The 21,661-nt window shown below is 34.0% G+C and carries 14 protein-coding genes; 1 reads left to right on the top strand and 13 read right to left on the bottom strand.

Translation table 11 applies throughout. The features are described from left to right. Positions 1–16: 16 nt before the first annotated feature. The 5 genes from NHE85_RS14120 to NHE85_RS14100 all read right to left on the bottom strand — a co-directional run bounded on the left by NHE85_RS14120 (position 17) and on the right by NHE85_RS14100 (position 11,381). The gene (locus tag NHE85_RS14120; RefSeq protein WP_374676565.1) at positions 17–1,309 is read right to left on the bottom strand and encodes an MFS transporter; all 1,293 of its coding nucleotides are present in this window, start codon (positions 1,307–1,309) and stop codon (positions 17–19) included. Continuing rightward, entirely contained in the window at positions 1,309–2,367 is a 1,059-nt protein-coding gene (locus tag NHE85_RS14115; protein WP_252812787.1) for a glycoside hydrolase family 130 protein, read from the bottom strand. The genes NHE85_RS14120 and NHE85_RS14115 overlap by 1 nt, the downstream gene beginning before the upstream one ends. A 78-nt stretch (positions 2,368–2,445) precedes the next feature. Further along, positions 2,446–3,921: a RagB/SusD family nutrient uptake outer membrane protein gene (locus NHE85_RS14110; protein ID WP_252812786.1), complete on the bottom strand. Its 1,476-nt coding sequence runs from the start codon at positions 3,919–3,921 to the stop codon at positions 2,446–2,448. A 10-nt stretch (positions 3,922–3,931) separates the two neighbouring features. Then, complete coding sequence (locus NHE85_RS14105; RefSeq protein ID WP_252812785.1) at positions 3,932–6,952, bottom strand: TonB-dependent receptor; 3,021 nt, start codon at positions 6,950–6,952, stop codon at positions 3,932–3,934. A gap of 238 nt (positions 6,953–7,190) precedes the next feature. Beyond that, positions 7,191–11,381: a two-component regulator propeller domain-containing protein gene (locus NHE85_RS14100; protein WP_252812784.1), complete on the bottom strand. Its 4,191-nt coding sequence runs from the start codon at positions 11,379–11,381 to the stop codon at positions 7,191–7,193. Positions 11,382–11,603: 222 nt separating this feature from the next. Here NHE85_RS14100 and hemN point away from each other — a divergent pair, with 222 nt between their 5' ends. Continuing rightward, complete coding sequence (gene hemN, locus NHE85_RS14095; protein ID WP_252812783.1) at positions 11,604–12,968, top strand: oxygen-independent coproporphyrinogen III oxidase; 1,365 nt, start codon at positions 11,604–11,606, stop codon at positions 12,966–12,968. Positions 12,969–13,043: 75 nt separating this feature from the next. Here hemN and NHE85_RS14090 read toward each other — a convergent pair whose 3' ends face one another. The 8 genes from NHE85_RS14090 to NHE85_RS14055 all read right to left on the bottom strand — a co-directional run bounded on the left by NHE85_RS14090 (position 13,044) and on the right by NHE85_RS14055 (position 21,628). Beyond that, positions 13,044–13,745 carry a sulfite exporter TauE/SafE family protein gene (locus NHE85_RS14090; protein ID WP_252812782.1) on the bottom strand — a complete coding sequence of 234 codons (702 nt, stop codon included), beginning with the start codon at positions 13,743–13,745 and terminating at the stop codon, positions 13,044–13,046. 54 nt (positions 13,746–13,799) lie between these two features. Next, positions 13,800–14,249 carry a FixH family protein gene (locus tag NHE85_RS14085; RefSeq protein ID WP_252812781.1) on the bottom strand — a complete coding sequence of 150 codons (450 nt, stop codon included), beginning with the start codon at positions 14,247–14,249 and terminating at the stop codon, positions 13,800–13,802. Positions 14,250–14,260: 11 nt separating this feature from the next. After that, positions 14,261–15,682, bottom strand: coding sequence for a cytochrome c oxidase accessory protein CcoG (gene ccoG / locus NHE85_RS14080; RefSeq protein ID WP_252812780.1), 1,422 nt, complete (start codon positions 15,680–15,682; stop codon positions 14,261–14,263). 6 nt (positions 15,683–15,688) lie between these two features. Then, positions 15,689–16,594, bottom strand: coding sequence for a cbb3-type cytochrome c oxidase N-terminal domain-containing protein (locus NHE85_RS14075; RefSeq protein ID WP_252812779.1), 906 nt, complete (start codon positions 16,592–16,594; stop codon positions 15,689–15,691). A gap of 19 nt (positions 16,595–16,613) precedes the next feature. Beyond that, positions 16,614–16,802, bottom strand: coding sequence for a CcoQ/FixQ family Cbb3-type cytochrome c oxidase assembly chaperone (locus NHE85_RS14070; RefSeq protein ID WP_252812778.1), 189 nt, complete (start codon positions 16,800–16,802; stop codon positions 16,614–16,616). A gap of 5 nt (positions 16,803–16,807) precedes the next feature. Next, positions 16,808–19,000: a cytochrome-c oxidase, cbb3-type subunit I gene (gene ccoN, locus NHE85_RS14065; protein ID WP_252812777.1), complete on the bottom strand. Its 2,193-nt coding sequence runs from the start codon at positions 18,998–19,000 to the stop codon at positions 16,808–16,810. Positions 19,001–19,002: 2 nt separating this feature from the next. Further along, complete coding sequence (gene ccoS, locus NHE85_RS14060) at positions 19,003–19,176, bottom strand: cbb3-type cytochrome oxidase assembly protein CcoS (RefSeq protein WP_252812776.1); 174 nt, start codon at positions 19,174–19,176, stop codon at positions 19,003–19,005. Positions 19,177–19,255: 79 nt separating this feature from the next. Beyond that, complete coding sequence (locus NHE85_RS14055; protein ID WP_252812775.1) at positions 19,256–21,628, bottom strand: heavy metal translocating P-type ATPase metal-binding domain-containing protein; 2,373 nt, start codon at positions 21,626–21,628, stop codon at positions 19,256–19,258. Between the last annotated feature and the right edge of the window lie 33 nt (positions 21,629–21,661).

Genomic DNA, 21,661 nt, shown 5'->3' with positions numbered 1-21,661 from the left:
TTAATAGATTATGGTATTAAACTAAGTTTGCAGCAGTTTCTTCAAGTACCTTAGGTTCTGTTGTGTTTTCAATTTCCGGAGCTATTTTATCTCCCTGTGCGATAATTTTTTTACTTATAAAAATAGAGCATAACTGAAGTATCGCAATAATACCGATTGCATATCGTAAGGCAAAATCTTCTGAAACTACATAGTATAAAACAAGGAAGGTACCGGCTCCTAAAAGCCTGCCTGCATATAAACCGGATTCATGATTTAGTATATACGCAAATTCACCTCTTTTCTCTATTCTCGATACAATATCAATCACACGCAGCTGAATAGGGAAATAAGCAAGATCCATTAAAGGTTTTGCTATAAGCAATAAAAGTAAAAATACAATAACTCCTGTCTTATTAAACAATAAGCCATTTAAGCATGCTCCAAGCGCAAACAATATAAGCCCGGCAGAAAATGTTTTAATTCTGTCTGAAGGTTTAGAAAAACGCCCTATGAAATAAATTATAATTGCTGCAAGAATTGCTCCTATGGATTGTGCATTACCTAACGCTCCCTCTTCACCTAATATTTTAAAAATAAGCATGGCGGGTGCAGTTACCAGAAAGCCCTGTGCCAATCCTTTAAACATCGCTAACGATAATAATTTATACCAAAGCGGATGGAATTTGAAAAATATATATTTTTTCTGTACCGGGTTTTCAAATTTGCCCCTAAAGCACACCACTGACGCAAAAAATGTTATTAAAAATACAATTCCTGTAATTATTACATAAGCTCCGTGTTTTTGGTCATCTCCTGTTTTTGACTGAATAAACCAGCCAATTGCGGCAGGTACCATTATAGCTATTATGGTATAAATAAATGTTTCTAAACCATAATAATAATTTCTGTTCCCATCATTTGTAACTGATACGGCAAGATAATCCCTGTTAGACCAATATAACCCAAAGGACAGACCCATAGTTATTCCTGCGACCGCTATTCCTACCAGATCCAGCGTTTTTAAAGACATCATTATAATCATAGAAATTCCGCTGAGCATCATGCCTGTGGAATACAATTTTCTTATATTAAAGTGTTTCAGGAGAAAGCCATTTAATAAAAAAGTAAGCGGAATTCCGGTATAAATTGCTAACTGATAAATGACAACTTTTGAAGTGTCATTTGAATTTCTCATAATATATGCCGCTACAAAAATATCTATTACAGGCAAAACAAGCGCATATACCAAATTGGTTAAAATCAGTATTCGAAAATTATGCGTCTGACTTTTAAAATGGTTAATTTCTGATATAAGTTTTTTAAACATTAATTATATTTTAAAAGTGAAAGAATGTCGCTGATAGAAAATTTTGCGCCACAAACAAATTCGTCAGATGCGCCATAATAAACTGTTACAGTATCACCGTCCGGCTCAATAATATGTCCGTTTGTAAATACTACATTTCCAAAAAAACCACTTAACTCATAATCAGCAGTCGGTACCATAATAGGATCTTCCGTTCTTGCTATTACTTTTGAAGGGTCATTAAGATCAAGTAAAAAAGCTCCAAGGCAATACTGATGTTTTTCATTTGCACCATGATATATTTCCAGCCAGCCTTTACTTGTTTTTATAGGAGCGGCACCTGCCCCAACTCTTTTGCTGTCCCAATATTCTGATCTTGTTTTTACAATACATTTATGATTCCCCCAGTGAATGCCATCAGGAGACGATGCAATCCATATATAGTTACCACCAATATCAACACTGCTTGGCCGGTGTAAAGCATAGTAAAGCCCGTTTATTTTTTCTTCAAAAATAGCACAGTCCTTATTGTGAGGCGGTAATATCATACCGTGCTTCTCAAAGCTTTTCCAGTCAGTAGTAGTACGAAGTCCAACACCAACACCATTATCTGAAACCGATGTAAAGGTTAAATAGTATTTCCCTTCTACCAAAGCTACCCTGCAGTCTTCAATACCAAATGTTTCAAGTATCCCTTCCCCTACTAAAGACGGATAATTTTCGGGTTCTTCAAAATGGATTCCGTCATCACTACACAAAAGCCGTAAATGTGATAATGTAGTAAGATAATCGTTTCCTTTATAATTAATTACCCTGGCATCTGTAGCAATCAGCTCGGGATGATTTGTCGCGATTTCCATTATAGTAATACTTCCACTCTCGGTTAGTATAGGAAAGGAAATAATATTGTCCTTTTGCTCTGGCCTTTCGGCTACCCTGACAATGAGCCAGGTTTTTCCTTTAAATTCAAATACTCCCGGGTTAAGAAGGCAGGTAATTTCAAGCCCTTCCCTACTGGCAGGAATATCTTTAGGAGATAGTAGCGGATTTTGAGGAAAACGTTTTGCGATGTCTTTCATATTAAATGTATTGCAATAATAGAAGAGTTAGCCCAGACCCGTTGTTATAAGATCTGAGCCAACCCAAAAACTTAAATTTTAATATCCGGGATTTTGAGTTAAAGTCCCTGCAGATGCGTCTATTTCTGCCTGAGGAATTGGGTATAACATATGCTTATCCAGAAAGTTTTTACCGTGGGCTGTCATTACCTCTTTGGCGATCCCCCATCTTTTCAGATCAAGCATCCTTTGATTTTCAAAACCAAGTTCAGCCCTTCTTTCAGAAATCAGCCATGCCTTAATTGTAGCTTTGTCGTTAGAAGCTGGCCTGTCCGGCAGAGTACCAGCAGGTGGTACAGCTCCTGTAGCATCAACAGTAGTTCTTGCTCTTTCCCTGATCTGATTAATAATACTAATAGCACCTGCATAATCTCCGGTTTCGTTAAGCGCTTCTGCTTTCCACAAAAGAGCATCACCATAACGCATGTATATTTTATTATTAGGGGCATCGTCATTACCCTTATTGGTTCCGTCAAGACTGCCAAGCATTTTGTTTACGTTTTGATTAGCAACATCAACAGTATATAATTTTCTTGGGTCATTAGGTTCAAATGAATCAAGGAAGTCGTTACTCGGGGCAAAAAATCCCCAACCAAGCGGAGCACAAATACCATTACCTCTTCTTGGTGTGGCATTAGTCTGATGATCAAAAGCAAAAATCACTTCATTATCTGTAAATTCTGTTCTGAAACTATCAAAATAATTTGCATTAAGGCTAAATCCAAGTCCCGCTAATTCATCAACTAATGCAGGTACAGCACTCCAGTTTTCCGTATATAGATTAGATTTTGCAAGTAAAGCTATTACAGCACCTTTTGAAACTCTCCATTTTTCTGTGTCTGATGAATATTTTGCATTTGGCAGTAAATCTCTTGCAAGAGCCAGGTCTGCTTTAATCTGATCCCAAACTACTGCTTTATCTTTTCTTACAGCAAAATCAAATGCTTCCTGATATGTTTTTACAGGTGCAAGAATTAAAGGAACATCTCCAAAATTAGTAACCAAAGCAAAGTAATAATACGAGCGAAGGAAATAAGACTCTCCAAGCAGCTGTTTTTTTCTGGCTTCACTAATACCTGTAATGGCTTCAATATCCGGTTTGGTTAATAATTCAATAGCAATATTAAGACGTTTAATACCTTCATAATTATATTTCCATAAACCATTTGGCCCGCCGTTGGTAGATGTAAACGTAAAGTTGTTAATATCATCAATCCAGGGCTGGTCGCCATCTCCAACCCATTTTTTTTCCATATCATCTGATGCTATATCCTGAAGGATATAATCATTCTGAAAAACAAGCCCGCCTGTCCAGTCCCATTCCCCCAGAATATTTAATCTGTTGGAAAGTAGATCATAAGAAGATTTTACAGATGTTTCAATCGTAGCTATTGTTGGTGTAGTATTGGCCTGTTCCTGAGTAGTTAGTCCTATCGGCTCCTGAGTAAGGTCATCTTCGCAGGCAGTAAGTGACGCAATACCTATTATCAATCCTATTTTTAAATAATTTTTCATAATTTTTTTTCTAAAGGTTTATTCTTGCTCCAAACATGAATGCTCTTGATTGTGGGTAAGTTCCCTTATCTATCAATGAAGTTGATTCCGGATCCAAACCTGTATATTTAGTAAAAGTTAGTAAATTTTGCGCTGAAACATACAATCTAAGACTATTTATAGCTGATATAGAACCACTTAAAGTGTAACCTACTTCGATATTTTTTAATCGTAAATAAGATGCATCTTCTATAAATTTGCTTGATACATTTGAGCCCCCGTTATTGTTAAATGTAAGCCTTGGTGTAGAATTACTTGTACCCTCACCATTCCAGCTGTCTAAAACATCAGTAGTAGAATTAAAAGGCCTTGTATCATAATCTAATATTTGCTTCATATCATTATATCTGTCAACACCCTGAACCCCCTGGAAAAGGAATGAGAAATCAAACTTTTTATAGGAAGCCCTGAAATTAAAGCCATAGGTAACTTTTGGTATTGGGTTTCCTATAAATGTACGGTCATCTGCATTAATTTGCCCATCATTATTAAGATCTTTAAATTTCATATCTCCCGGCTGTGCACCATTGGCATTAGTGAACAAATAAGAGTTTACTTCTGCCTGATTCTGGTAGATACCATCAAAAACATATCCATAGTAAGAGCTTATAGGCTGGCCAACCTGAGTTCTGGTGTGTGTTGCATCGTCAGGTATATTTTGTACATATTCCTGCAGTTTATTAACGTTGTTTGTAAGTGTTGCAAGGTTTGCATTTACGCTATATTTGAATTCGTTATCATTATTTTTATAATTTAACCCAAATTCAAAACCTTTATTTTCAACTTCACCTGCATTTACGTAAGTTCTTCCTATAACCCCAACAGATACTGCGGGTAATGCTACACTCAAAAGAATATTGTCGGTATTTTTATTAAAATAATCTGCTGTAAAAGATAGCTTGTCATTAAAAAAGCCCAGATCTACCCCTACGTTTGTTTGTGTAGTAGTTTCCCATTTCAGATCAGGATTTCCATAGCGGATAATATTTACCACGCCACCCGATGTAGAAACAAGTGTTTCGTATGCATTATTAGGGATTTCCTGATTTCCTGCCTGCCCCCAGCTAGCTCTAAGTTTCATAAAAGAAAGCCATTTAATATCGCGCATAAAATCTTCATTTGAAATTATCCAGTTACCTGCAACAGATGGAAAATATCCCCATTTGTTATTTGGACCAAATCTTGAAGAAGCATCTGCCCTTAAAGTAGCTGTTGCATAGTATTTATCTTTATACCCATATGTTCCCGATCCGAAGAAAGACAATAAACTCCACCTTGTTTCAGATCCTGAGCTGTAAGGATATGGTGTATTAGCACTGCCTAATCCTCCATAATCCAGATACCTGAAAGGATCGCTGGTATCATCAAAATTTGACCTGCTTCCACCAACAGCCGAAGCTTTATTTTTTATAAATTCCGACCCTGCTAATAAATTAAGGCTATGTACATTATTAAGTAGTTTCACATAATTTAGCGTGTTAGACCAAGTGAAGGTAACATCCTGTCCTCTGTTTTCATTTAAGCTGTTTGGCCTGTTATTTCTTCCCAGCCCATAATATACATTACCAGCATCACTAATATTTGCATCTCCATAATTTTCAGCAAAATTCTTGTTGTGTGAAAATCTAAGATCTACGCCAAGATTACTTCTGAATTTTAATGATTTATCCCTCAGTAAACTATATTCTGCAAAAACATTTCCGAAATTTTGAAATGTATTCCTTTTATCGTCAGTAAAATGAACAATAGCTAACGGATTGGAACTATATTCGTAAATTTTACTCCATCCATCATTAGGTCCTGTATAAAAAGGCAAATCAGTATACGGATCATTTGCAGAATAGGTAGGATCATTTACATCTTTATATACACCCAGAACCGGCGGACGGATTAAAGCATGACGGATAACTCCCGGAGCATCACCACTTGAAGATAATTTATCCTGTGACTGATAGCTGATAAGAAAATTGGTACCAACTTTAAATCTATCAGAAATATCAGCACTAAGATTAGTTCTGAAATTAACCCGTTTATATTTATCATTATTTTCAGTAACAATACCATCTATACCATAATATCCTCCTGAAATATAGTAACGCACTTTATCTGTTGCCCCACTTGCAGAAACATGTACATTGTTTGATATACCTGTTGTAAACAATTTATCAAGCCAGTCAGTATCTGCGAGGTCAGTTCTTGTTCGTCTGTCAAAAGCATAAGGACTTTCAGCATTCGGGTCATTACCAATAGTGTTGTGCCAAGCCCTGTCTTTAACTGTTAAATACTGATCTGTATTAAGAAGATCCGGCAAATTAGTTGCATTATATACTCCCGTAAAAAAATCAACATTCAAAGTAGGTTTTCCTTCTGTACCTAATTTTGTTGTCAAAAGAACTACACCACCGGCAGCTCGAGATCCATATATAGCGGCAGAAGCAGCATCTTTTAAAACTGATATAGACTGCACATCACCCGGATTAAGTGACGAAATATCACGTGTTGGCACCCCATCTACAACATATAAAACATCGTTATTACCTAAGGTGCTTTCTCCACGAATCCTTAATTTAATACCATCGCCAGGTGCTCCTGTATTTGCGGCAACAAAAACACCTGCTATTTGTCCTTGTAAAGCCTGAGCTACATCTGGTATTCTCGTTTTGGACATATTCTCTATGTTTACCAAACCTACAGCTCCTGATATTGAACTCTTTTTTTGACCAACATATCCTGTAACAATAACTTCATCCAGTTTCTTAGAATCTTCTACCAATATTACATTGATAGTTGTATTACCAGCCACGGGTATTTCTTTTGTTTCGTAACCTAAATAACTAAATACAAGTACTGCATTTTCATCAGCAACATTAATAGTGTATTTACCGTCAAAATCGGCAACTGTACCAATAGATGTTCCTTTTACATATACGTTTACCATAGGTAATGGTCCGTTGGCGTCTGAAATAACACCTTTCACAGTTTGGGCCTCCATGATATTTCCAATCAAAATTGTCAATATCAGAAATAGATTGTAAGTAATTTTTTGACTCATATTAATAATAATGAATTGTTAATAATTAATACTTCTGTTTTCATGTGTGTAAAAATTTTGGTTAGTTAATTGCGAAATTGGTAACTATATCGTTTGCGTTATAAAAGTAATTTAAGGGCATAAAAAATGGTGTACACTATTTCTTCAACAGTGTACACCATTTTTAAAGTGTTGTTATTTAATTACTTGAAAAGAGAGAACTTTTTAATTTGTATTGAAGCTGATAATTTTTTGGCGTTGTGTTATACACTTTTTTAAATTCTCTGTAAAAATAAGAGCGATTATTAAAGCCGGATTGATAACATACTTCAGAGACCGTAAGCTCGTTTTTACGCAAAAGTTCTGCAGAATATTTTAAACGTATTGTTCTTATAAGATCACCTGTGGAAAGCCCAAAAATCTCTTTAATTTTACGATAAAGCTGAGAATTGCTAATACCAAGTGTTTTTTCAATAAATGCACTGTTGAGATTCTCATTATCTATATTTTTTCTTATTAAGTCTATTATCTGCTTTATAAACACTTTTTCCTCATTGTTTACAGGAACTTCTGATAAATCGCCAATAACAGCGTCTTGTGTAAAATGCTGCAGGATAAGCTCTTTTTCTTCAAGAAGTTTCTGAACTCTAACGAGAAGATGATCAGGATAGAAAGGTTTGGGAATATAAGAATTTGCACCTTTTTCTAAACCTTCAATTCTATGCACCACTGAATTTTTAGCAGTAAGCATAATAAATGGTATATGGCAGGTTCTTATATTAGTTTTGACTTTTTGGCAAAGTTCTACCCCGTCCATCAAAGGCATCATTACATCACTAATAATAATATCAGGCAGTTCTTTTTCCATAACTTCCAAAGCTTCAATTCCATTGTAAGTAGAAATCACTTGATATTTATCAGCAAGTAAATCATTTAAAAACAAATGAATTTCTTTCTCATCTTCAACAATTAATATTTTCTTCCTGTTATTTTCAACTATTTCAAGGGCAGATATCTTTTCAGGAACAACTCCGGGGTTTTCCTCGATTTCCTCCAAAATATTTTTAAAATGATGGGATATCAATACAGATGCTATCTCTTTATCAATTTCCTTTTCAGTAAATGCTTCTTTTTCACAAGGAATTAAAACAGTAAATGTTGTTTCGGCATCAGGAATACTTGACACCAAAATATCACCCCTCAATACTGTTATAAGTTTCTTTATAAAAGCTAATCCGATACCAGTTCTAAATAATTCAGTATCCGACGTCTGATTTGTATCTGACAGGAAGAATCTGTCAAACAATGAATCTAATTTTTCTTTTGGTATGCCCTTTCCTGTATTGGTTATACTAAAATTAAGTTTTTGGACGCCTTCATCTTCTACAATTCTGCATTTAAGATAAATTTTTCCATTTTTAGGCGTATACTTAAAAGCATTAGACATTAAATTGAAGATAATTTTTTCCAGCTTATCCTTATCAAACCATCCGGGTAATTCAGATGAAACATCAAGGCTATAATCTATATTTTTATCAAGTGCCCAATCATCAAATAATTCTGCTATCTGCTCAATAAGATTAACCAGATCAAAGTTCTTAACTGTTACTTCAAGATAATCATATTCGGCTTTTCTGAATTCAAGTAATTGCTGAGTAAGAAACAGAAGCCTTGAGGTATTCTTCTGTATCATATTTATAAATTTTCTGTTTTTCGGATCCAGACTCCGAGTCTCGGCCATTTTTTGTACAGGACCCGCTATCAATGTTAAAGGCGTTAAAAATTCATGGGCAATATTTGTAAAAAATGTAAGCCTGTTTTCATGCAGCTCTTCTTCATTCTTTATAAAAAGAAGATTTTGCTTAAGAGACTGACGTTTTAAATAATAGCTCCTTACAAACAAAATAAAGAATAGGCCAAGTACTAAATAAATTATAATCGCAGTATTAGATTGCCACCATACAGGTTTAATAGTAATGTTGGCTGCATGTACAGGCCTGCTCCATACACCATCACTATTTGACCATTTTAGCCACAAAGAATATTTACCACGCGGAACATTAGTAAAAGAGATAATTTTACGGTTATCTATATTATTCCAGTCCTTATCAAAACCCTTTAGCTGATACGAATACTGACACTTTTCATTATTAGTATAGGTTAATGCAGCAAGATGAATATCAAAAAAATTCTGATCATGTTTCAGTATTAAAGAAGGATAGCTTTCTGCATCAGAAGATATTACCAAACTCTGGTAGTAAGGAACCGATTGATTCTGCCCGCTTATTTTATCTATAAAAAGGTTAGGGATTACAGATGACTCTTTTATTTTTTGAGGAAGAAAATAATTAAACCCTTTAATGCCTCCCATAAAAATAAATCCTGATTCAGGATCACTATAAAATGCTCCATCGGAAAACTCATTATTCTGAAGACCTTCATTTTGAGAATAATTAGTAAACTTACTGGTATTGACGGCAAAATTTGATAACCCAAAATTTGTACTTATCCACAGATTTGATTCATTTACAGGTACAATCCCATGAATTGTATTATTTGGAAGGCCATCTTTTACTGTAAAATTCCTAAAAGAAGCTTCTCCATCTTTAAAGTTCTGAAGCAAATTGAGTCCAAAGCTGGTACCAACCCATAATCTGTTTCGGCTATCAGTAGCTAAACACAGAATATCATTACTTGACAAACTATTCAGATCATCTGCTTTATTCTTATAAGTAGTAAATACCTCCGTTTGTTTGTTGAACAGATTTAATCCGCCAAGACGCGTACCAATCCAAAGCTGGTCATCATTTCTTGGTACAATTGAAAAGATAATATTGCTGCTTAATGCAGTACTCCCACCAGCATTTGCAGTATATTTTTTAAAATCTGTAATTTTTAATTTTTCTCCTGAACGAATTATTTTGCAACAAATCATTCCATATCCATTTGTACCTAACCATATGAATCCTTTAGCATCCTGATAGATAGTATAAACCGATTTAAAATAATCATAGTTTTTACTTCCAATTATCTCCCGCCAGCTTATAAGTTTTGATTTTTCAAGATCATATACTGTAATACCTTCACCATCAGTACCTATAAAAATAAGATTTTCATTTCCTTTACTTAAAGCAAATACAGAATTATTAATAGAACTATTATTCTCATTAAAATTTTTATAGGCAATCGGCTTCTCCTGATCCAAATAAAAATCGGCACTACAGGTGAAAAGGCCATTACCTTTTGTGCCGATCCAGAAAGAGTTTTTTCCGGCTTTTAGAAATGCCCTAACTATCCCTGCATCCAGTTTGGGTATTTGTGCTTTTGAAACCAGGTTAAATGACTTTTTAAGCGGATACATTTTAAAAACACCGTCTCCGTCCGTTCCCGTCCATATTACATTTTCACTACCCTGAACTAAAGTCGTTATTTTTTGATTTTTTAGATATTTTGACCATGGTAACATAATATGCTTTCCAACAGCGTCAACAATAAAATAGCCGGATTTACCCGATAGAACCAGCCCCTCTTTAATACTGCCAATAATATTCTCAATATTTTTTTCGGGAAGATTTTTTTTGTTTTTGGAAGCAATTGATAGTATCGCCGCCTCTCCGTTAGTTGATACTGTAACTATATTTTTATTTGGTAAAACACCAAATGTTTGAATTCCATCAGACACTAGTTTTGACCCGGAAATAATTTTTTTGTTCTCAGAGTTTTTTACTGATAAACTATATAATTTGTTATCATCTAATAATACAAATAATTCACCTGATGTAGAAAATTCCAGCTTTTTGACCGTCTTATCAGCAAAGCCATTGCTTAGCATATGAAACTTCATTCCGTCAAAATATCCTATTCCCCACCCTTTAACAGCACAAAACACCTGTTTTGATTCATCCAGCGTCATATTAAACTGGGATTCAGATAATGGAGTAGTATTATTCCTGGAGAAATAGAAACGCTGGAATGTATCTGTTTTTTTATTGTAACGATTAATTCCGTGCATAGTAAGTATCCAAATGTAACCTGAATTATCTTCACTTATTTTAAGGACAACCTGATTGCTTAAAGAATTTTTATTATCCGGCTCAGGCCTGAAAATTTTAAAATTAGTACCGTCATATCTATTTAAGCCATCCCAGGTACCAATCCACAGCAAATTTTGGGAATCCTGAAAAATGCAGTTAATTGAGCTATTGGAAAGGCCTTTAGTATTATCTAACTGCTCTAAAGAATATTTAATACTATTCTCAACAGTATTTAAATGCGTTGAATCGGTTTTAGCATTATTTTCAGCCAAATTTAAAGGCAAACGCTCGTTGGCAGTATTGCATCCTATAAATACTGTAATTATTAAAATGAGATATAAAAATTTTGCTTTCAAAGTATTTTTATTCAAATAAGATGATATTAGTGCTTAGCTAATATATAAACAAAATATTTATTAAAATAACATTTTGAGAGTCCATAATTAATTAATTATTCAAAAATTAATTACGCTTTTATGGGAGTATATCATAAGAGTTAATTAAGTTCTTATACTGACATTTATCATATTTTGAGATAGTAAAGTCTAATAATTTTGAATTTATAAAAGATAAATGTTATGGAAAATTCAATTATACAAAAATACAATGTTCCAGGACCAAGATATACAAGCTATCCTACTGTCCCTTATTGGGATAATAGTGGTTTCAGTACAGAAAAATGGCAGGAGTCATTTATCAGGTCTTTTAAAGAAACTAACACTTCCGAAGGTATCAGCATTTATATACACCTGCCTTTTTGCGAAAGCATGTGTACTTTTTGCGGATGCAATAAAAGAATTACACGCCGTCATGAAGTAGAGACAACATATATTACAGCAGTTTTAAATGAATGGGCTTTGTATTGTGATATTTTACCTCAACGCCCTCTTATAAAAGAACTGCATTTGGGGGGAGGCACTCCTACTTTCTTTAGTCCTGAAAATTTAAAAATACTTATTACAGGTATTTTTGACAGAGGAGTAAAAGCACCGGGTTATGAGTTTAGTTTTGAAGGTCATCCAAATAATACTACCAGAGAACATTTACAAACACTTTATGATTTAGGATTCAGAAGAGTAAGTTTTGGAGTTCAGGATTATGATGAAACGGTACAAAGAGCTATAAATCGTTTACAATCTTTTCATAATGTAGCAAAAGTAACTTTTTGGGCTAAAGAAACAGGTTATACTTCTATTAGCCATGATCTTGTTTTTGGATTGCCGTTTCAGACTATTGAAAACATAGCCGATACAATAGAAAAAACAAAATCATTAAATCCTGACAGGCTTTCTTTTTATAGTTATGCCCATGTTCCGTGGATTAAAGGATTAGGACAGCGTGGGTTTGATGAGAGTAACCTGCCAAAAGACGATGAAAAAAGAAAATTATATGAAATAGGTAAACATCTATTATCTGAAAAAGGATTTTATGAAATAGGGATGGATCATTTTGCGCTTAAAACAGATAGTTTATTCTCTGCTTTTAATAATGGAAAGCTCCATCGTAATTTCATGGGATACAGCGCCTCTAAAACACAATTGATGATTGGTTTAGGTGTATCTTCTATAAGTGATAGCTGGTATAGTTTTGCGCAAAATGAAAAAACACTAGAGGATTATTATAAAAGAATTGAACAAAATGAACTACCGGTGTTTAGAGGACATTTACTAACTGATGAAGATCTCATAATCAGAAAACATATTTTAAACCTTATGTGTTGTTTTGAAACTTCATGGGAAAATGAAGATGAACAGTTTGCTGAGTTACCTGAAGTAATACTTAGTTTAAATGAAATGGCAAATGATAATTTGCTGGAATTTGGAAAAAACCGCATTACAGTTACCGAAAATGGTAAAGCATTTGTTCGTAATATATGTATGGCCTTTGATTTAAGACTAAAACGAAAAGCTCCTGAAACCCAATTATTTTCTATGACGATATAATTTTAATCATGTTACAAAACTAAAAGCCCTGACTATTAAATCAATCAGGGCTTTTACTATTTTTACAAATTACGATTATTTACAATGAGATTCTTTTTCTACATACAAGCTCATAGTACCCGGAGATACATAAGGAATACTTAAACCTAATCCGCGAACAATAAACAACATACCTATGAATACGGCTACAAAAGGTACTATTTTAGAAAAGCTATTACGAAATGAATCTTTAATAAGTCCTGATGTATATACTACAACACTCATTAGCGGAACTGTACCCAAGCCATATAAAATCATATAAAACACACCTGATGGTATGCTTTGCATAGCTATTGCTCCAAATAACGCTGCATATACAAGCCCACAAGGTAAAAATCCGTTAAAAAGCCCTGTTACAAAAATTGCTTTATAGCTACTTTTTTTAAACTGTCTGCCTAAACTAGTTTTAAGTTTACTTATAACCAGGTAAATAGGTTTAGAAAAATTATATCGTGCAAATAACCTTTCTGGAATCATTACAATCATTATCATAAGTAACCCTGCTATAATTGATAATTGCTGTTGCATACCTGCCAGATATAAGCCTCTTCCTAAAAAGCCAAATAGCAATCCCAATGTTCCATACGCTGTTATCCTTCCTGTATGATATAATAATAATTGAATTGTTTTTTTTGCAGGATTATATCTGTCAAGCGGAAGCATCATAGCAATAGGACCACACATTCCTATACAATGTAAGCTGGATAATAGCCCAAGTAATAATGCCGAATATAACATAATGTTTTACTTTATTAAAAATAACATAATACCCTATATTTCAAAATAATAAAATCATAAATTAAGCATTATTTTATTAGTATATCCTTTTCCATTATATTGCCAGTCTATAGTAATGTCCCATCGGCCGCCTGCCAAATCACTTTTAGGTATGAGCAGATATGACGCTGATAATGAAATTGGAGTTTCAAAATCAAGCTTCCGGTCAGACGGCCTGTATAAGGACACTTTCCCTTTTATATTTTTAAAATCAAATTCTTTAGGAAATACAATTTTTATTACATCAGCGTTAGAATTATCTATTTGAAGTTTATCTTTTAAATCTGCAGCATTCTGTTCTCTGTCAAGCAATGCTTCCAATCCTCGTTCCTGTTTATAATATTCTTCAACAACAAGCTCATTATCATATTTACTGTCACTCTGCACTTTAAAAACAAAGAATAATATAAAACTGATAAACATTAAAAATGCTATTACTATACCCGTACCCCAATTTATTTTCATTGCTATTCGTATTAATTAAAATTTCTTGGTGCTAAAAAATTTGTAGTTTCCGTTTCAATGCGTTTATTCCCGTCATATACACCAAGTGTTATTTTTGTTTTGTCACTTTTCAATAAAACAGGATCTATTTCAATAAACAGTGTTCCCTGCACAATACTTTCGCCTTTTATTTTAAAAACAGGTTTTCCTACCGGCTTTATATCTCCCTCAGGGTTTTCAAGTACAAAATGCACGCTGTTAAAATCTTTAGCTGTTTTATTTATTATCTTATAAGTAAATACATTACTTATTTTATTTCCTTTATGCTCATATAACTGCCCTGGTAGGCGCAATACTGTAGCTTCTACATCATTTCGTAAAAAGAGCATCCCAATAAAAATACCTGTAAGAATAAATAATACTGCAGCATAGCCTTTCATACGGGCTGTAAAAACAAATTTCTCTTTTTTGGTGATTTCATCCTCACTTGCATAACGAATAAGCCCTTCCGGTAAACCCACCTTATTCATTACAGTATTACATTCATCTATACATGCTGTACAATTAATACATTCTAATTGGGTACCATTACGAATATCTATACCTGTAGGGCATACAGCTATACAAAGCTTACAATCAATACAATCACCTTTCCCTACCTCAGCTCTATCTTCATTTTTAATTAATTTACCTCTTCCGGCTTCTTTCTCTCCTCTTTCATGATCATAAGCAACTATAATGGATTTATTATCTAATAAAACCCCTTGTAATCTACCATACGGGCAGGCTATAATACACACCTGCTCTCTAAACCATATATAAATAAAATAAAATACACCTGTAAATATTAATAGTGCTATCAAAGTTCCCTCGTTGTTAACTGGGCCTTCTGTAACCATTTCCAGGAGTTTCTCACTACCTGTAAGATAGGCCAAAAAAACATTGGCAATACCAAATGAGATTATGAAGAAGAGAAACCATTTAAATGTTTTCTTTTTAATTTTTTCAGTATTCCATTCCTGCTTATCAAGCTTAATTTGTGCATTTCTATCTCCCTCTATCCAATATTCAATACGCCTGAAAACCATTTCCATAAAAATGGTCTGGGGGCAGATCCATCCACAAAATATACGCCCAAAAACCACTGTGAATAAGGCCACAAACACCACCCCAATTATCATAGAAATAACAAACAAATGGAAATCCTGAGGCCAGAAAGGAAAGCTGAATATACTAAACTTACGCTCTAATACATTGAACATAAGAAACTGATTTCCATTGATTTTTACAAATGGAGAAACTATTAAAAAAAGCAATAAAAAATAACTGACTTTTTGTCTGTATTTGTAAAATTTACCAGCTGGCTTTTTAGGATATATCCACTGTCTTTTGCCTTCCTGATTAATGGTAGCTATCCTGTCGCGAAATTCATCATCTTCATGTATATCAGTCATTGTTTTTTATTTAGCAGGTTCAGCCTGTTTTTCATCCTCTTGCACCCATACATCTCCCTGAGGTTCTTTAGGATCTTTCGGATTAGATCCTTTTAAAGACAACACATAACTTGCTACTAATTGTATTTCAGATGGTTTTAATGTGCCTTTCCATGCAACCATACCCTTACCATCACGTCCTCCTTCAGTTATGGTGTGAAATACATTTTTAATACCTCCACCTAAAAGCCAGTATTCATCTGTAAGGTTTGGTCCTATAGCACCGCCTCCATCCTGACGATGGCATGCAATACAGTTTGTGTCAAATATCTTTTTACCTGACTCTATATCAGCAGGTTCCGTTAATTGAACTACTGTATTGGCATCAATAAGATCTTTTGCTGTTTTTTTGTATTCTTCAACAGCAAGTTTTGCCTCGGCCATTTCGGTTTCAAATTCAGCCTTTTGGTCTTTACCCTCCAGTATATGAAAGCGAACCAAATATATGAGTGCAAAAACAATACAACCATAAAAAAGGTTTACCCACCATGGCGGCAAAACATTATCTAACTCCTTTATACCATCATAATCATGATTCAGTAAAATTTCATTCTCCTCCTCTATTGGTCTGATTTTTATAAAAAAGCCTTTAAGTTTTTTAAACCATTTAGTGTCTTTAAATTCTATAGCATCAATTTCGGCTAATTTTCGTTTTTGCTCTTCAGTAAGCAAGCTATAAGTAACCTTATCTATTGCATAAACAACAATTTCTATGGCTATTTGTATAAAAAGGAATACTGCAAGAAAAAGTGAAACTAATGGATATTTTAAAAAGGCCGGTCTGTCACCAGAGTCTATAAAAAACTCAAGAGCCATAAATACCAAAGCAAAAATTAATGGTACCCTTATATATACAGGAATAAATTTTTTCATAATCCTAAATTTTATCTATTCAGTTAGTTTCAGTTTCTTGTTTATCATCGAGCGGAATTCTGCTCATTTCATCTATTTTTTCTTTTTTATAGGTATAAGTCCATACATACAGAGCCACAAAAAACAGAAAAAATATAAGTAAGGACAGGATAGGATAAATCTCAATTCCTGAGATAGTTTCCAAATTATGTTTTATAAACTTTAGCATAACTATTATTTTTTATCCGTTGTATTTTTAATTTTAATATCTGTACCTAAGCGTTGCAGGTAAGCTATCAATGCTACTATTTCACGGTCTTTCATTGCTATAAATTCTTCATTTCTTGCAATAGCTGCTTTTTTGCTTTCCTCATAGCTTTTTACAAAATCAGGATCGGCATATAAGTTCTTTTCAATCTCTGCTGTTTGTTGCGCTATAGCTGTAGGTGCATTGGCAATATCCTGTAAAGAATATGGTACACCCAGTTTAACCATTACTTCCATTTTCTTCTGAATCTGGCTATAGTCTGCCTTTTTATTATCAAAAAGCCATTTATAAGCAGGCATAATAGAACCCTCAGACACACTTTGCGGATCCCACATGTGATTAAAATGCCAGTTGTCGCTATATTTACCACCTACCCTGAACAAATCCGGTCCAGTACGTTTAGATCCCCAAAGGAAAGGATGGTCATAAACATATTCCCCCGATTTTGAATATTCTCCATAACGCTCGACTTCACTCCTAAAAGGCCTTATCATTTGTGAGTGACAGCTAACACAGCCTTCACGTATATAAAGATCCCTTCCTTCAAGTTCTAAAGGAGTATATGGCTTAACTGTGGATATAGTTGGAATGTTTGATTTTACCATTATAGTAGGCACAATCTGAATTATACCTCCTATTAAAACAGCAACAGTAGCTAAAATGGTAAGTTGTATTGGTCTGCGTTCAAGCCATGGGTGGAATTTTTCCCCTTTAACTCTTTTTGTAGTTATTTTTTGTAAAGCCGGAGCTTTTGCCAATTCATCTTCAATGCTTTGTCCCTGACGAATAGTCATTATAATATTATATACAAGTACTAATAGACCTATTACAAACAAAGTACCGCCAATAGCTCTCATCCAGTACATTGGCATTATTTGTTTTACGGTTTCTAAAAAGTTACCATATTTAAGAGTACCGTCCGGGTTAAATTGTTTCCACATAGAAGCCTGTGTGAATCCGGCAACGTACATTGGTAAAGTATAAAGTATAATACCTAACGTACCTATCCAGAAATGGAAGTTAGCCAGTTTTACAGAGAATAATTTGGTTTTTGCCATTCTTGGTACAAGCCAGTAAATCATACCAAAAGTTAAAAATCCGTTCCATGCAAGAGCCCCCACGTGTACGTGAGCAATAATCCAGTCGGTAAAGTGGGCTATAGCATTTACATTTTTAAGAGATAGCATAGGCCCCTCAAATGTTGCCATACCATAACCTGTAATAGCAACTACAAAAAATTTAAGTACTGGCTCTGTTCTTACTTTATCCCAGGCACCACGTAGTGTAAGCAAACCGTTTATCATACCTCCCCAGGAAGGTGCTATAAGCATTATAGAAAATACAACCCCTAAATTTTGTGCCCAATCCGGTAATGCAGAATATAATAAATGGTGTGGTCCTGCCCATATATAAATAAATATTAATGACCAAAAGTGAATTATAGACAGCCTGTAAGAATATACAGGGCGGTTTGCTGCTTTAGGTACAAAATAATACATTAACCCAAGAAAAGGTGTAGTAAGAAAGAAGGCTACTGCATTATGCCCATACCACCATTGCACAAGGGCATCCTGAACTCCGGCATATACAGAATAACTTTTTAGCGCACTAACAGGTAGCGCAAGGCTGTTAAAAATATGCAGTATAGCTACAGTAACAAATGTGGCAATATAAAACCAGATAGCTACATATAAGTGACGCTCTCTCCTTCTTAAAATAGTACCTATCATGTTAATACCAAAAACTACCCATATAACCGCAATGGCAATATCTATAGGCCATTCCAGTTCGGCATATTCTTTTGACGAAGTATAACCCAAAGGCAGCGATATTGCTGCTGCAACTATAATAAGCTGCCAACCCCAAAAATTAATATTGCTTAGCAAATTACTATACATCCTTGTTTTTAGCAATCGCTGCATAGAATAATATACACCTGCAAAAGTTGCATTACCTACAAAGGCAAAAATTACAGCATTGGTATGTAAGGGCCTTAACCTGCCATAACTTAGCCATGAAATTCCGTCGGTTAATCCCGGAAACATATACATTGATGCAATAAGTAAACCTACAAGCATACCCACTACACCAAAAATAATAGTAGCATACAGGAATTTTTTAACGATTTTATTATCGTAATAAAATTGTTGCATTTCCATAATTAATTGTTGTTAGTTTTGTTTTCGTTTTTTTTAGTTTCATCGTCAAAAAGAATTCTGACGGAAGGTGTATAATCATCGTCAAATTGTCCGTTTTTAACCGCCCTTAGAAAGGCATATAAAAACAGTACTGCGACTATAATACTGATACTGATTAATAAATATATTACGCTCATACTTCTAAAATTTATGTTAACAAATCTACGTTTGGTAGTACTTATAAAACATGATATTTATCATGGATAGCCTTTATTTTTAAGGTTTTTTAGCATAAAAATTACTCATGAGAGTTACAAAACTCACTATGGTAATTGTACTTAAAGGCATAATAACAGCAGCAGTTAAAGGCATTAACTTTCCTGTTATGGCAAATGAAAGCCCTACAGTATTGTACAGCAATGACAGCACAAAACTCATTTTAATAGTTTTGATAGTGTTTTTAGATAACCTAAGGAACCAGTTTATCTTTTCAAATTGAACAGCATCTAATATCCCATCGCATGCAGGAGAGAATACATTTACATTTTCAGATATAGAAATACCAACATTACTCTGCGCCAGTGCGCCGGCATCATTAAGTCCATCGCCTATCATCATTACATTTTTTCCTTGCTTTTGCAGATTTTCTATAAAAATCAGTTTTTGCTCAGGGGTCTGGTTAAAATAAAATTCAGTAGCGGCAGGAAGTAAATTTGATAAAGTATCACACTCCCCTTCATTATCACCCGAAAGTATTTTGAGATCATATTTTTGCGATAGATCATGAAATAGTTTACCTACTCCTTCTCTATACTGATTTTTAAAAATATACTTTCCTTTATAACTGTTATTAATTGCAACATGCACTTCTGTCTGTAATGAATCGTCATTACTATTATTCACAAATGTGGCCGATCCCATCCTGATGAAAGAGCCATCAACACAGGCTTGAATACCTTTTCCTGTTATTTCTTCGTAATCAGATATCTGTAAAGGTTTTACTGAAGGCAAATAATCATATAAACGCCTGCTTAAAGGGTGGTTTGAACCTCTCAATAAAGTCTTTATTAAAACTTCTTCAGTTTGTTTTATTGGCAAACCTTCATAAGTAATTGTTGTTTTTTTATTGGTAGTTATAGTTCCTGTTTTATCAAAAACTATAGTATCAACCTTAGCCATCTGCTCTATTACTGCAGCATTCTTTAAATACAGTTTACATTTACCCATAATCCGTAATACATTCCCTAGTGTAAAAGGCGCACTTAAGGCTAAAGCACACGGACAGGCAACTATTAGTACAGCAGTAAATACATTAAAAGCTGTTTTAGTATCAATAAAAACCCATATCGATAAAGAGATGATCGAAATAACCAACAGTATAGGTGTAAAATACCTGCTTATGGTATCGGTAAGTGTTTTATAGGTACGTGAATCTTTTTTAGTGAAAATATCATTACTCCATAATTGCGTAAGGTAACTCTGCGAAACAGAACTTAACACATCCATTTCTATAACACCTCCAAGCTGCTTACCTCCTGCAAAAAGTTTATCCCCCGATTTTTTAGGTATTGCTTCCGCTTCACCCGTTACAAAACTATAATCTACATATGCTTCATCAGAAATAAGTATCCCGTCAACAGATATAAGTTCCTGGTTTCTGACAATTAATCTATCTCCCGCCACTATATCATAAACAGGTACAGAAGTTTCATCGCCATTTTTAGCAATTTTAGTGACCGCAATAGGAAAATAGGATTTAAAGTCTCTTTCAAAAGACAAAAAATTATACGTTTTCTGCTGAAAGAGCTTACCCAAAAGCATAAAGAATACTAATCCGGTAAGACTGTCAAAAAATCCCTGACCAAAACCAAAAACGATATCTACCGTACTCCGAATAAACATTATTACCAGACCAAGAGCAATAGGTATATCAATATTTAAAATACCTGCCCTAATACTTTTAAATGCAGATATATAATATCCGCTTGCAGAATAAAAGAAAGAAGGCAGTGAAAGGGCAAAAATCAGCCATCGAAAAAAATCACGATAATTATCAAGCCAATATTCTTCTACTTCAAAATATTCCGGAAAAGAAAGCAACATTACATTACCAAAGCAAAAAAAAGCAACACCAAGCTTATAAATAAGTGAGTGATCCGTTTTTTTCCTTTGTTTATTATAATTATCCAGACTTATGTAAGGCTCATAACCAATAGAATTAAGTAAATAAACTATTTGTTTGAGCGATGTTTCTGCAGGGCTAAAAATAATACGTACCTTCTTTTCATGAAAATTAACCTGAGAACTGCTTATTCCTTTAGATAAACGATTTAAATTCTCTAAAATCCATATACAGGAACTGCAATGTATGTGAGGTATATATAATGTAACAATATAAGTACACTCTTCTTTAAATTCTAAAAGACGGTCTGTTATAACCTCATTATCCAGAAAGTCATATTTACCTTTAATATCTTGTGGAGTTGCACCCGGAGAGTTTTCAAAATTATAATAGTCTGTAAGTCCGTTCAGACTAAAAATTTCATATACCATTTTACAGCCGTTGCAGCAAAATGATTTATCATCAAAAACTATTTCTCCCTTTTTTACAATTTGCAACCCACAATGAAAACAATTTTGTGCGTTCATATCTGCTCAATTTTACCTGAAACAAAATTGATG

Origin of the sequence: Flavobacterium sp. NRK1 (assembly GCF_024054175.1) — a bacterium.
Lineage (GTDB): Bacteria > Bacteroidota > Bacteroidia > Flavobacteriales > Flavobacteriaceae > Flavobacterium.
This window is presented reverse-complemented; position numbering and strand designations above follow the sequence as displayed.